The organism is Micromonospora globosa (genome assembly GCF_000717585.1).
Lineage (GTDB): Bacteria > Actinomycetota > Actinomycetes > Mycobacteriales > Micromonosporaceae > Micromonospora > Micromonospora aurantiaca.
Window position 1 is genome coordinate 1 of the sequence record NZ_JNZR01000102.1, and the last position, 325, is coordinate 325.

1 protein-coding gene is annotated in these 325 nt (G+C 64.0%); it reads left to right on the forward strand.

Going from position 1 to position 325, the window contains the following annotated elements:
• A partial coding sequence (locus tag IF06_RS0131825) for an ATP-binding cassette domain-containing protein (protein ID WP_030275512.1) occupies positions 1 to 325 on the forward strand: 325 nt, incomplete at both ends.

Here is a 325-nt window from a genome sequence, read left to right on the forward strand (position 1 = left end):
CGGTCGGCGGGAGGCGCGGACGCGGGCGGTGGACATGTTGGGCCGGGTGGGGATTCCGCAGCCGGCGCGGCGGTTCGATCAGTATCCGCATGAGTTCTCGGGTGGGATGCGGCAGCGGGCGATGATCGCGATGGCGTTGGTTAATGATCCGGATCTGCTGATCGCGGATGAGCCGACGACGGCGTTGGATGTGACGGTGCAGGCGCAGATCCTGGATCTGCTTGCCGATTTGCAGGAGGAGTTCCGGTCGGCGATCGTGTTGATCACGCATGACCTGGGTGTGGTCAGTCAGGTGGCTGATGACGTGTTGGTGATGTATGCGGGC